Origin of the sequence: Calidifontibacillus oryziterrae (assembly GCF_000331575.1) — a bacterium.
Taxonomy (GTDB): Bacteria; Bacillota; Bacilli; order Bacillales; family Bacillaceae_J; genus Calidifontibacillus_A; species Calidifontibacillus_A oryziterrae.
Map to the genome: position 1 here is coordinate 252,741 of NZ_ANOK01000003.1, position 12,815 is coordinate 265,555.

13 protein-coding genes are annotated in these 12,815 nt (G+C 36.3%); 12 read left to right on the forward strand and 1 reads right to left on the reverse strand.

Features of this window, described 5'->3' with window-relative positions; translation table 11 throughout:
- Position 1: 1 nt before the first annotated feature.
- From rpoZ to spoVM, 11 genes are all read left to right on the forward strand, one after another.
- A complete protein-coding gene (rpoZ, locus tag D612_RS0101350; protein ID WP_017753675.1) occupies positions 2-208 on the forward strand; it encodes a DNA-directed RNA polymerase subunit omega in 207 nt (68 codons plus the stop codon).
- Between the two features lie 38 nt (positions 209-246).
- Positions 247-1,443 carry a bifunctional phosphopantothenoylcysteine decarboxylase/phosphopantothenate--cysteine ligase CoaBC gene (coaBC, locus tag D612_RS0101355; protein WP_017753676.1) on the forward strand — a complete coding sequence of 399 codons (1,197 nt, stop codon included), beginning with the start codon at positions 247-249 and terminating at the stop codon, positions 1,441-1,443.
- A gap of 12 nt (positions 1,444-1,455) precedes the next feature.
- Positions 1,456-3,876 (forward strand): primosomal protein N', encoded by a 2,421-nt coding sequence (gene priA, locus D612_RS0101360; protein ID WP_017753677.1) that lies wholly within the window; start codon positions 1,456-1,458, stop codon positions 3,874-3,876.
- 33 nt (positions 3,877-3,909) lie between these two features.
- The gene (gene fmt, locus D612_RS0101365; RefSeq protein WP_017753678.1) at positions 3,910-4,863 is read left to right on the forward strand and encodes a methionyl-tRNA formyltransferase; all 954 of its coding nucleotides are present in this window, start codon (positions 3,910-3,912) and stop codon (positions 4,861-4,863) included.
- Complete coding sequence (gene rsmB / locus D612_RS0101370; RefSeq protein WP_017753679.1) at positions 4,856-6,196, forward strand: 16S rRNA (cytosine(967)-C(5))-methyltransferase RsmB; 1,341 nt, start codon at positions 4,856-4,858, stop codon at positions 6,194-6,196. Before fmt ends, rsmB begins: the two co-directional genes overlap by 8 nt.
- Positions 6,197-6,203: 7 nt before the next feature.
- Complete coding sequence (rlmN, locus tag D612_RS0101375; protein WP_017753680.1) at positions 6,204-7,295, forward strand: 23S rRNA (adenine(2503)-C(2))-methyltransferase RlmN; 1,092 nt, start codon at positions 6,204-6,206, stop codon at positions 7,293-7,295.
- Between the two features lie 4 nt (positions 7,296-7,299).
- A complete protein-coding gene (locus tag D612_RS0101380) occupies positions 7,300-8,058 on the forward strand; it encodes a Stp1/IreP family PP2C-type Ser/Thr phosphatase (protein WP_017753681.1) in 759 nt (252 codons plus the stop codon).
- 6 nt (positions 8,059-8,064) lie between these two features.
- On the forward strand, positions 8,065-9,996 hold the full coding sequence (gene pknB / locus D612_RS0101385) for a Stk1 family PASTA domain-containing Ser/Thr kinase (protein ID WP_017753682.1): 1,932 nt from the start codon (positions 8,065-8,067) through the stop codon (positions 9,994-9,996).
- Positions 9,997-10,036: 40 nt separating this feature from the next.
- Positions 10,037-10,918: a ribosome small subunit-dependent GTPase A gene (gene rsgA / locus D612_RS0101390; protein ID WP_017753683.1), complete on the forward strand. Its 882-nt coding sequence runs from the start codon at positions 10,037-10,039 to the stop codon at positions 10,916-10,918.
- A gap of 2 nt (positions 10,919-10,920) precedes the next feature.
- The gene (gene rpe, locus D612_RS0101395; RefSeq protein ID WP_017753684.1) at positions 10,921-11,565 is read left to right on the forward strand and encodes a ribulose-phosphate 3-epimerase; all 645 of its coding nucleotides are present in this window, start codon (positions 10,921-10,923) and stop codon (positions 11,563-11,565) included.
- Positions 11,566-11,832: 267 nt separating this feature from the next.
- Complete coding sequence (gene spoVM, locus D612_RS17665) at positions 11,833-11,913, forward strand: stage V sporulation protein SpoVM (protein WP_017753685.1); 81 nt, start codon at positions 11,833-11,835, stop codon at positions 11,911-11,913.
- 63 nt (positions 11,914-11,976) lie between these two features.
- Here the strand turns inward: spoVM and rpmB are convergent, their stop codons facing one another.
- Entirely contained in the window at positions 11,977-12,165 is a 189-nt protein-coding gene (gene rpmB / locus D612_RS0101405) for a 50S ribosomal protein L28 (RefSeq protein WP_017753686.1), read from the reverse strand.
- Positions 12,166-12,422: 257 nt separating this feature from the next.
- Here rpmB and D612_RS0101410 point away from each other — a divergent pair, with 257 nt between their 5' ends.
- A complete protein-coding gene (locus D612_RS0101410) occupies positions 12,423-12,785 on the forward strand; it encodes an Asp23/Gls24 family envelope stress response protein (protein ID WP_017753687.1) in 363 nt (120 codons plus the stop codon).
- Positions 12,786-12,815: the final 30 nt, after the last annotated feature.

The window sequence follows — 12,815 nt, forward strand, 5'->3', positions numbered from 1 at the left end:
TATGTTATATCCATCGATTGATTCTTTAATGAAAAATATTGATTCAAAATATACACTTGTTACAGTGTCTGCAAAACGGGCTCGTGAAATGCAGGGAAATGATGATTGCTTGCTAGAAAAAACGGTGTCAAAGAAATATGTTGGTAAAGCATTAGAAGAGATTTACGAAGGCTTATTAAAGTACGATATAGAGAACAACAACCTATAATAGTAGGTTGTTATTTTCGTTATAGGGGTGAGATTAAATTGAAAGGAAAAAAGGTATTATTATGTGTAACCGGGGGGATAGCTGCTTATAAAGCGGTAGCATTAACGAGTAAGCTTACTCAGGCAGGAGCATCCGTCAAAGTGATCATGACTGCCTCAGCTATGCAGTTTGTTCAACCGTTATCGTTCAAGGTTCTATCCGGGAATGAGGTATATTATGATACTTTTGACGAAAAAGACCCAAGTAAAATTGCTCACATTGATTTAGCAGATTGGGCTGATTTAGTCATAATTGCACCAGCAACTGCAAATATAATTGGGAAACTAGCAAACGGTATTGCTGATTGCATGGTTTCTACAACACTTCTTGCTTCGAAAGCACCGATATGGATTGCCCCAGCAATGAACGTGCATATGTATGATCATCCTGCCGTAAAAAGAAATATTGAAATTCTTCATAATTTTGGTTATACATTCATTGAGCCTCAAGAAGGCTATTTGGCTTGTGGATATGTTGGAAGAGGAAGATTAGAGGAACCTGAGCAGATAGTTAATTTAGTGGAGAACTTCTTTTCAAGAGACAATTTGTGCCTGTTGGAAGGAAAACATGTTCTTATTACAGCAGGCCCTACACGAGAAAGAATTGACCCTGTAAGATTTCTAACAAATCGCTCTACAGGGAAAATGGGGTATGCACTTGCTGAGGCGGCTCGTGACCACGGTGCAAATGTAACGTTAATCTCTGGACCAACAGATCTCACCCCCCCTAGCGGTGTGAAATTTGTCCAAATTGAAACAGCACAACAAATGTATGAAGAAGTAATGAAGAATTATGCTACCACGGATATCGTTATAAAAGCAGCAGCTGTTGCTGATTACCGACCGAAAGTAGCATTTGCTGAAAAAATGAAAAAACAAGATGGTGATTTATCAATTGAAATGGAACGGACCATCGATATTTTAAAAACATTAGGTGAAAAAAAGGAACATCAAATCCTAATTGGCTTTGCAGCTGAAACTGAAAATGTTCAAGCTTATGCTGAAAAGAAATTACAAACTAAAAATTTAGATATGATTGTTGCCAATAATGTCAAACAAGAAGGTGCAGGATTTGGTGTCGACACAAACGTTATAACAATGTACACAAGAACAGGTGAAACTAATGAATTGCCTCTTTTGTCAAAGCGTGAAGCGGCAAACGAGATCATAAAAAAAGTTTCTACATTTACTAAATAAAGGAAGTTCATTATGAAAATTGCCAAAGTAATCGTTGACATTCCTGCCAATCAAATTGATAGGCCGTTTGATTATTTAATTCCAAAAGAATGGGCAGATAAAGATTTTGTTCAACCTGGGATGCGTGTCGTCGTACCATTTGGCCCTCGTAAGGTTCAAGGTTTTGTAAGTGCAATTACACATAATACCGCAGTAGAGAGTGAAAAAATTAAACCTATACAATCAGTCCTCGACTTAACACCTGTGTTAACTCCAGAATTATTGCAATTAGGGGAATGGATTTGTGGTACGACACTTTCCTTTTTAATAACGGCTTACCAAGCGATGCTTCCGGCTGCCATGAAGGTAAAGTACGAAAAAGAAGTTCATATATTTGATTTACAAAGTGTTAAAAATGATCAACTATTGCAATTTGCTACCGATTCTGTAATTCAATGGAAAGAAATTGAAAAAAACAAAATGATTTTTCCACTTATTCAAAAGGAAATTCAAAATGGAAACGCCGAGGTTGTTTATCGTGTTGAGGATCGTGCAAAGAAAAAGAAGAAAAGGCATATCATACCAAAGCTTTCACTAAAAGAACTTAGTGAATTTGCTGATTCTTTGCCCATGCAGGCGAGTAAACAAAAAGAAGTACTTCACTTTTTTTTAAAGCATCAAGATGGAGTTGAACTACAACAGCTCCTTTCCACCCTTCAAACATCTGCTGCACCTATCCATGCGTTAGTCACAAAGGGGGTATTACAAGAGAGCTTTGTAGAGGTGTACCGTGACCCGTATCAACATCGGAATTTCGAAGCTACCATGCCACTCGAGTTAACAAATGAACAAAAGCATGCAATTGAACCGATTCTTCAAAGTATCAAAAATGGTCAAAATGATGTTTTTTTAATGTTTGGCATAACCGGTAGTGGGAAAACAGAAATATATTTACAAGCGATAGCTTCGGTATTAAGAGCTGGGAAAGAGGCAATCATGCTTGTACCGGAAATTGCATTAACGCCAATGATGGTAGAAAGATTTAAAGGAAGATTTGGTAATGATGTAGCCGTACTACATAGTGGTTTATCCACAGGAGAAAAGTATGATGAGTGGCGGAAAATTCAACAAAAAGAGGTTCGTGTTGTTGTTGGTGCACGCTCGGCAATCTTTGCTCCTTTTGAAAATATTGGAATTATCATTATTGATGAGGAGCATGAAACAAGCTATAAGCAAGAGGAAAACCCTAGATATCATGCTCGCGACGTCGCGATCGAACGGGGAAAAAATCATAAATGTCCAGTTATTTTAGGTAGTGCGACACCATCATTAGAGTCGTTTGCGCGAGCAAATAAAAATGTATATCGTTTATTAACATTAAAAGAACGGATTAATGCTCGCAAGCTTCCTACTGTTGAAGTTGTTGATATGAGGAAGGAGCTTAAGAATGGAAACCGTTCTATGTTCTCGATAACTTTATTAAAAAAACTAACGGAACGTTTAGAACGCGGTGAGCAGTCAGTCTTATTTTTAAATCGAAGAGGATTCTCAACGTTCATAATGTGTCGTGACTGTGGTTATGTATTAAATTGTCCACATTGTGACATTTCATTAACATATCATAAAAAAGACTCAAAATTAAAATGTCATTATTGCGCATATGAAATTCCACTTCCTCGAGTTTGTCCGGAATGTTCTAGTGACCATATTCGCTTTTTTGGAACAGGCACCCAAAAGGTAGAAGAGGAATTAGCTAAGCTGTTGCCGGAAGCAAGAGTCATCAGAATGGATGTGGATACAACTAGTAGAAAAGGAGCACATGAACAACTATTACAAGCATTTCAGGGGAAAAAGGCGGATATTTTATTAGGAACACAAATGATTGCCAAAGGACTTGATTTTCCGAATGTCACGTTTGTAGGTGTATTAGCTGCTGATACGATGCTTCATTTACCAGATTTTCGTGCAAGCGAAAAAACATTTCAGCTCATTACACAAGTCAGCGGTCGCGCAGGCCGACATGAACTTCCTGGCGAGGTAGTTATTCAAACATATACGCCAGAGCATTATAGCATTGAGCTTGCCGCTATACCTGATTTTGAAAGCTACTATTATCACGAAATGATGATAAGAAAAATTCATCAATATCCACCATTTTATTATTTAACATTAATAACTATATCTCATTCTGAAATTATGAAGGTTGTTGATACTGCTGACAAAATTGCTCGCTTTTTACGAAGTAATTTATCAAATAATGCAATTATATTAGGGCCATCGGCATCTCCAATTCCAAGGATCAAGGATAGATATCGCTATCAATGCATGATAAAATACAAACACGAACCAAAACTTGGTAATGTACTTCATACACTAATAAACCATTATCAGCAGGAAATAAGTAAAAGTGAATTGCAAATATCAATTGATATGAATCCATATATGATGATGTAGTGTGAACAAGAAAAAAGGAAGTGAAACTTATATATGCCACGAATTGTTTTTATGGGTACACCTGATTTTTCTGTGCCTGTTTTAAAGCAGCTAATTATTGATGGCTATAATGTTGTTGGAGTTGTAACACAACCGGATCGTCCAAAGGGAAGGAAGAAGGAGCTAACGCCGCCACCTGTAAAAATTGAAGCAGAAAAGCATTCTATTGAAGTTCTTCAGCCGACTAAAATTAGCAATCCAGAACAACTAGAACAAGTTCTTGCTCTTAAACCAGATTTAATAGTTACGGCCGCTTTTGGCCAAATATTACCAACTCAATTATTAGAGGCACCTAAATATGGTTGTATTAATGTCCATGCCTCTTTGCTCCCAGAGTTAAGAGGTGGTGCCCCGATCCATTATGCGATTCTTCAAGGGAAAAAAGTGACTGGTGTTACGATTATGTATATGGTTGATAAGCTTGATGCTGGTGATATTCTTTCCCAAGTTGAGGTGCCAATTGAAGATACCGATCACGTTGGAACTCTTTTTGAAAAACTAAGTATTGCAGGTGCCAATCTATTATCAAAAACAATTCCGTTACTATTGGCTGGAAAGATTACTCCTATTAAACAAAATGATGATGATGCAACATTTGCTGCTAATATTAAACGGGAACAAGAGAAAATAGATTGGAGTAGAAGAGGAGAGGATGTATATAATCATATTCGCGGCTTACACCCATGGCCAGTTGCTTATACTTACTTAAAGGGTCAAGTATTGAAAATATGGTGGGGTGAGAAAATTAAAGTTAACGAAGCCGCTGAGCCAGGGACTGTTCTTCAAATAAATAGCAACGGCATAGTAGTGGCAACTGGGGATAATGTGGCAATCAACATAACCGATTTGCAGCCATCTGGTAAGAAAAGGATGACAGCTTTGGATTATTTAAGAGGTGCAGGTAGTAACATCGCAATTGGCGATAAACTGGGAGAAGAAAATGAGTAAGAACGTTCGCGAAGTAGCCTTAGATAGTCTTATCCAAATTGAAAAAAACCAAGCATATAGTAATTTGCTTTTAAATCAAATGATTCAAAAAAGCAATTTGGCTAGTAAGGATATAGGATTATTGACAGAAATCGTTTATGGGACGATTCAAAGAAGGCTAACTCTTGACTACTTCCTTCAGCCGTTTATACGAAACTCAAAAAAAATGGAAGCTTGGGTTCTTATACTTTTAAGAATATCGATATATCAAATGGTATATTTAGATCGAATCCCAGAGCGAGCAATTATCCATGAGGCTGTTGAAATTGCAAAAAAAAGAGGCCATCGAGGCATATCAGGAATGGTTAACGGAATCTTACGCTCTATTCAGCGCCAAGGTATTCCTAGTTTAGAAGAAATAAAAGATCCGCTAGAAAGGCTAGCTATTCAAATGAGCTTTCCGAGGTGGTTGATTGAAAAATGGGTCATGCAGTATGGAGAAGAGGAAACGAGAAAAATTTGTGAAAGCTATTTAATACCACCAAAGATTACAGCGAGAATCAATCGGATGAAAGCAACGAAAGAACACGTTATATCATTACTTGAGGATGAAAATATTTCTGCAAGACAAGGTGATCTTTCGATTGACGCAATTACAATCGAAAAGGGGAATCTTGCAAAAACAAGCGTATTTCAACAGGGTTATGTTACGATTCAAGATGAAAGCTCGATGTTGGTCGCGAGAGCACTTGACATAAATGATGGACAGCATGTTCTAGATAGTTGTGCAGCTCCAGGTGGAAAAACAACTCATATTGCGGATTTATTACATAATACAGGGAAAGTATTTTCCGTAGACTTGCACCCACATAAGGTAAAATTAATAGAGGATCAAGTTACTAGACTTCAGTTGAAAAATGTTGAGACACTTGTTCATGATAGTCGCCGGCTACATCATATTTTTCAACCTGAATCGTTTGATCGAATTCTAGTTGATGCTCCATGCTCTGGCTTTGGCGTAATCCGCCGTAAGCCTGATATTAAATACAGTAAAAAGGCAGAAGATAGTAATAATTTAACGAAGATACAGTTAAATATTTTAAATAATGTTGTTGGGCTTCTAAAAAAAGGTGGTAAACTCGTCTATAGTACATGCACTATTGACCATGAAGAGAATACCGGTGTTGTAAACAAGTTTTTAAAAGAAAATCGTGATATGATTTTGGACGATACATTAGCAGATCGAATGCCGGAAGCACTTAGGCCGTTGGTGAAGGGTGGACAAGTTCAAATCTTACCTCATTATTTTGGAACAGATGGTTTCTATATTGCTAGTTTTCGAAAGCAGGTGTAAAAACAACATGGATAATAGTCAAGCAGAAAAACACGCTAATCTAGAAAATGAAAAAAAGCCTTCAATTTACTCTCTTCAATATAATGAGCTTGAAAGCTGGTTGAAAGATCAAGGAGAGCCAAAATTTAGAGCTGGACAGCTTTTTGATTGGTTATATGTAAAAAGAGTTACGGATTTTGCTGATATGTCCAATTTATCAAAGGGTTTAAGGGAAAAATTAGAGAATCATTTTGTAATTACAACTTTAAAGACGATTGTTCAACATCGCTCTCAAGATGGAACGCTAAAATTTTTATTTGAGCTTTATGATGGGTATACGATTGAAACCGTGTTAATGAGGCATGACTATGGAAATTCAATTTGTGTGACAACTCAAGTTGGATGTAGAATCGGTTGCACATTTTGCGCTTCAACATTAGGGGGCTTAAAGAGAAATCTAGAAGCCGGAGAAATTATCGCCCAGGTTATACACGTGCAAAAAGCTCTAGATGAAACAAATGAGAGAGTAAGTTCAATTGTTGTAATGGGAATTGGTGAACCTTTCGATAACTATGACGCATTGCTATCGTTTTTAAGAACTGTAAATCATGAAAAAGGGCTAAACATTGGTGCACGTCATATTACTGTTTCAACAAGTGGTATTGTTCCAAAAATTTATGATTTTGCACATGAAGGACTGCAGATTAATTTTGCAATCTCCTTGCATGCCCCAAATACTGAATTGCGGAGCCGATTAATGCCAATTAATAAGGCTTATAAATTGGCAGACCTAATGAAGGCAGTCAAATATTATACTGAAAAAACAGGGCGCCGTGTCACATTTGAATATGGCTTGTTTGGTGGTGTGAATGATAGCAAAGAACATGCTGAAGAACTAGCACAGTTAATAAAGGGCCTTAAATGTCATGTAAATTTAATTCCTGTCAATTATGTACCGGAAAGAGATTATGTAAGGACACCAAAAGATCAGATATTTCTCTTTGAAACAACACTAAAAAAGAATGGAATTAATGTTACAATTCGTCGAGAGCAAGGGCACGATATTGAAGCAGCTTGTGGTCAGTTACGTGCAAAGGAGCGAAAAGAAGAGGCGAGGTGAAACCATGGAAACAGTTTTTCTTACCGATAAGGGAAAGGTTCGAACACACAACGAAGACAATGGGGGAATTTTCTTTTTAGAAAATGAGTTAGCTTTAGCTGTCGTAGCAGATGGAATGGGTGGTCATCAAGCTGGAGACGTTGCAAGTGAAATGGCAATAAAAGGGCTCCAGAAAGAGTGGTCCATTCAATCAAGCGAACTGTTGTCTTCACCGGAAAAAGTCGAAGCTTGGTTAAATAACACTGTTCAAAATGTAAATGCAACAATTTATGAATATGCAAAGGGCCATTTAGAATGTCAAGGTATGGGTACAACCCTTGTTGTTGCTGTGTTTACAAAAGAATTCATTACAATCGGCAATATTGGCGATAGTCGTTGCTATATCCTTAATAATAACGGATTTGCACAAATTACTGATGATCATTCTCTAGTGAATGAATTGGTGCGTTCAGGTCAAATTTCGGTAGAGGATGCAAAACATCATCCGCGCAAAAATGTTTTAATGAGAGCATTGGGTACTGAAGAATCTGTCTCTGCTGATATCAAAACAATAGAATGGGAAAAATCAGATTTATTGCTACTATGTTCTGATGGATTAACAAATAAAGTTCCTGCTGAAGATATAGAAAGTATCCTTCGTGACGACAGCTTAATTGAATATAAAGCTAAAGAGCTAATTGAACGAGCAAATAAAGCTGGCGGTGAAGACAATATTACAGTTGCGCTTGTAAAGTACGAATGGACGGAATTGGGAAGTGAGTGATGATAATTGATTATTGGTAAACGGTTAAATGGTCGATACAAAGTTCAAGAAATGATCGGCGGCGGCGGAATGGCAAACGTTTACCTTGCACATGACATGATCTTGAATCGGCATGTTGCGGTCAAGGTATTAAAACCTGAATTTTCCAATGACGATGAATTTATTAAACGTTTTCGTCGTGAAGCGCAATCAGCAACTAGTCTTGACCATCCGAATATTGTAAGTATTTATGATGTTGGTGAAGAGGATCATATTTATTTTATGGTAATGGAGTATGTTGAAGGTACGACTCTTAAGCAATTTATTCAACAACGGAAGGTATTATCTGTTAAAGAAGTCGTTGATATTATGATACAAATTACTGCTGCTATTGAGCATGCCCACCTTAATCAGATCGTACATCGAGATATTAAACCTCATAATATCTTAATCGACTTTAACGGAAATGTGAAAGTTACCGACTTTGGAATTGCAATGGCGTTAAGCGCAACATCGATAACCCAAACAAATTCTGTATTAGGTTCGGTTCACTATCTTTCACCTGAACAGGCTAGAGGTGGAATGGCTAATAAAAAATCGGACATATACTCATTAGGAGTTGTCATGTTTGAACTTTTGACAGGACGGTTGCCTTTTTCTGGTGAATCTGCAATTTCAATTGCCTTAAAGCACTTACAAAGTGAAACACCTTCACCAAGAAGATGGAATCCTGATATTCCGCAAAGTGTAGAGAATATTGTCTTAAAAGCAACAGTAAAGGATTCATTTCGTAGGTATGATAGTGTAACAGAAATGCGAAATGATCTGGAATCTGCTTTACATCCAAGTCGTATAAATGAACCAAAGTTTGAAATTCCAGAAGATGATGAAGCTACAAAAGCAATTCCGATTATTACAAATGAACACGAGTTAAAGATTAGCCATGACACAATTGTTCATCATACAAAAAATGGTAAAAAGAAATCTAAAAAGCGTTTGATCGCTTTATTACTTTCCCTTGCGATGATTTTTAGTGCTGGACTTATTGCCGTTATACTATTTATTCCTTCTCTATTCGAACCAAAGGATGTTATTATTCCAGATGTAACCGAATATGAAATAGCTGAAGCTATTGAAGATTTGCAATCTGTAGGTCTAAAGGTTAAACCAGAACAAATCCCAGATGATAGGGTACAAGAAGGATTAGTAATCAAAACGGATCCACCGGTAAATACAACAGTTAAAGAAGGCTGGGAAGTAATTGTTTATGAAAGCTTAGGAAAAGAAAAAATTCAATTTGAAGATTTTGTTGGTCAACAATTAGAAGATGTAATTCGGGATTTAGAGATAAAGGGAATAAGTGCGGATCACATATTGCCAAATTATATCGATAGTGATTTACCTGAAAACGAAATTATTGCCCAGCTTCAGCCACTTCCTGGTGACTTGATTAATCCAGATGAAATTAAAAATATGTGGGTGATTTTTCAAGTAAGTAAAGGACCTTTCGTAAGAATACCAAATATGAAAGGCTGGAGCGAAGCTGATGTTAATAAATTTGTTCATGATAATCAGCTATCTCTGGATAATACGAGTGAACGGCAATATTCCAATGAGCTTGCCGAAGGGCTTGTTGTTTCACAAGAACCAGGGGAAAATACATTACTCAAAAAAGGTGGAATCATAAAAATTGTTCTTTCAAGAGGTCCAGAACCAAAGACATATACATTTTCAAAAATTATACCTTTTGATAGTGAAGATGGGGAAAGTATTGTTGAAGTTTATAAAGACGATATGGAAAATAATATTGATGGGACTCCAGAAATTTTTATGATTAGTGAAACGACAGAAATTCCGATTGAATTAATTATTCCATACAATGGTAAGGCCACTTATAAAATATTTATAGATGGAGAGCTACTTGATAGCGAGGAAATTAGTTATAGTGCTATAGATTAGTACTTAGTTTTATAGTAAATCTATAATTGTGGAGGGTTACATGACAGAGGGTAAAATTATAAAAGCACTTAGTGGGTTTTATTACGTTTTGGCAGATAATAGAATCACACAATGTCGAGGAAGGGGAGTCTTCAGAAAAAAAGGGATTACACCACTTGTTGGAGATTATGTAATCTTTGAGGCGGAAAATGATCATGAAGGATATATTTTGGAGATAAAACCAAGAAAGAATGAGCTTTTAAGACCTCCAATATCAAATGTTGATCAAGCTATTCTAGTATTTTCAGCAGTGGAACCTGATTTTAATCCACTACTCCTTGATCGTTTTCTAGTGCAAATAGAGTTAAATCATATTACCCCTGTTATTTGTATTACTAAAATGGACATTGTAAACGGTGAACAATTGGATATTATGAAAGGTTATGGAGCGGATTATAGTAAAATTGGGTATGACGTCGTTTTTACATCAGCAAAAACACAGGACGGTATTGAAAAGCTTCGACCATATTTAGATGGGAAAATATCAGTTTTTGCGGGTCAATCTGGTGTTGGAAAATCTTCTTTATTAAATTCTTTAAATCCGGAATTACTATTAAAAACAGATAATATTTCGAATCATCTTGGAAGAGGAAAACATACGACACGTCATGTTGAATTAATTCAATTTGAATCAGGATTAGTGGCGGATACGCCTGGGTTTAGCTCATTAGATTTTATAAATATTGAGCTTGATCAATTATCGAGCTATTTTCCCGAAATGGCGGAATTATCAGATTTATGTAAATTCCGGGGGTGTCTACATATAGCTGAACCAAAATGCGAAGTAAAGAAAGCTGTAGAGCAAGGTGAAATTCCTAAATATCGTTATGATCATTATCTTCAATTTATGGAAGAAATAAAAGAAAGAAAGCCGAGGTATTAATTTTGATTAAAATAGCACCATCTATTCTATCTGCTGATTTTGCAAAACTTGGTCAAGAAATTAAAGATGTTGAAAATGGGGGAGCTGATTATATCCATGTTGACGTCATGGATGGACATTTTGTACCCAATATCACAATTGGACCGTTAATTGTTGATGCCATTAGACCTGTGACAACTTTACCGCTAGATGTCCATTTAATGATTGAAAATCCGGACCTATATATACCCGATTTTGTTCGGGCAGGGGCAGATATTATTACTGTACATGTAGAGGCATGCAAACATTTACATCGGACCGTTCATTTAATTAAGGATAGTGGAGTAAAGGCTGGAATTGTGCTAAATCCAGCGACACATGTAAATACAATTGAACATATTCTTGAGGATATCGACATGGTTCTTTTTATGACTGTTAATCCTGGTTTTGGTGGACAAAAGTTTATTTATTCTGTATTACCTAAAATTGAAGCGGCAGCGACAATGATTTCTAATAATAGATTAAATGTTGAAATAGAGGTTGATGGTGGGGTTAATCCTGAGACCGCAAAGCTATGTATAGATGCGGGAGCGAACGTTTTGGTCGCAGGTTCTGCAGTATTTAATAAACAAGATCGCAAACAAGCCATAGCACAAATAAGAGGATAATATAAGACAACCGTCTTTGAACGGTTGTCTTTTTTGAAAGATAAGAAAGTCGATGCGCTCTTTGTTTATACGTCGCTAATCAGGGCGCTTGCGCCTTTTTTAATCAGTTTAGTTCTCAAGATAAAAGTATAAGCATATCATAGATGATAAGTAGATGGCTATTATGTATAAATCTTCAGGTACTTTTTTGCAGCCTATGAATATATTAAAAGAGATAATTGTGGCCATAATTTTTGGAAAAGGTAATCCGCTTTGAGGAGGGACATTATGAAGTTTTATACGATTAAATTACCGAAATTTTTAGGTGGATTTGTAAGAGCAGTAATTGGGGTATTTAAAAAAGAGTAAAACGAAAAAAGCACCGAGCTCGGTGCTTTTTTCTTCACTTTCAAGGGGCTTGCGCCTTTTGTATTAAACGCGTTCTACTTTTCCTGACTTAAGAGCACGTGCAGATACCCATACACGCTTAGGCTTACCATCAACTAAGATGCGTACTTTTTGTAAATTCGCACCGAATGTACGTTTATTAGCGTTCATTGCATGTGAACGGTGATTCCCTGAACGGGTCTTTCTTCCAGTAATTTCACATTGCTTACCCATTGATATCCCTCCTCTAACTACAAACAATAACATTTAAACCAGTAAAAACACTTAATTACTTTATCATAAATAAATCAAGAAAGCAATCATTGAAAGTGATATTATCAAGAAAAAAACTTGACAGTAAGTGACGGGAACCAACCTGACTTTTAAATTCAATACTGTCGTGTTTTGATTCATATTTGTATATACTTTTATTATAAGCAATATTATAGTAAAATGACGATAAGTAATGGAATTAATAAAGGGGGATCATTATGTCAATTGAAATGAAGACAGAGTATGGTCAAATTGATATATCCGATGAAGTAATTGCTACAATTGCAGGCGGTGCTGCGGTCGACTGTTATGGTATTGTTGGAATGGCTTCTAAAAACCAACTTAAGGATGGTATATCTGAAATTCTTCGCAAAGAAAATTTCAAAAAAGGTATTTTGGTGCGTCATGAAAATGAAGAAGTACATATCGATATGTACATTATTGTTAGCTATGGAACGAAGATATCTGAAGTTGCACATAACGTGCAAACAAAGGTCAAATATACATTGGATCAAACATTAGGCCTTGCCGTTGATTCTATTAATATTTATGTTCAAGGTGTTCGGGTTACAAATCCATAAGAGGAGTAGGACAGTGAGAAAAGTGAAAGC

Bases quoted from the DNA above. Each gene is read 5' to 3' on its own strand.
- D612_RS0101380 (WP_017753681.1), top strand. From the start codon at position 7,300: ATGGAAACAGTTTTTCTTACCGATAAGGGAAAGGTTCGAACACACAAC.
- rpoZ (WP_017753675.1), top strand. From the start codon at position 2: ATGTTATATCCATCGATTGATTCTTTAATGAAAAATATTGATTCAAAA.
- spoVM (WP_017753685.1), top strand. From the start codon at position 11,833: ATGAAGTTTTATACGATTAAATTACCGAAATTTTTAGGTGGATTTGTA.
- rlmN (WP_017753680.1), top strand. From the start codon at position 6,204: ATGGATAATAGTCAAGCAGAAAAACACGCTAATCTAGAAAATGAAAAA.
- fmt (WP_017753678.1), top strand. From the start codon at position 3,910: ATGCCACGAATTGTTTTTATGGGTACACCTGATTTTTCTGTGCCTGTT.
- rsgA (WP_017753683.1), top strand. From the start codon at position 10,037: ATGACAGAGGGTAAAATTATAAAAGCACTTAGTGGGTTTTATTACGTT.
- D612_RS0101410 (WP_017753687.1), top strand. From the start codon at position 12,423: ATGTCAATTGAAATGAAGACAGAGTATGGTCAAATTGATATATCCGAT.
- rsmB (WP_017753679.1), top strand. From the start codon at position 4,856: ATGAGTAAGAACGTTCGCGAAGTAGCCTTAGATAGTCTTATCCAAATT.
- priA (WP_017753677.1), top strand. From the start codon at position 1,456: ATGAAAATTGCCAAAGTAATCGTTGACATTCCTGCCAATCAAATTGAT.
- rpmB (WP_017753686.1), bottom strand. From the start codon at position 12,165: ATGGGTAAGCAATGTGAAATTACTGGAAGAAAGACCCGTTCAGGGAAT.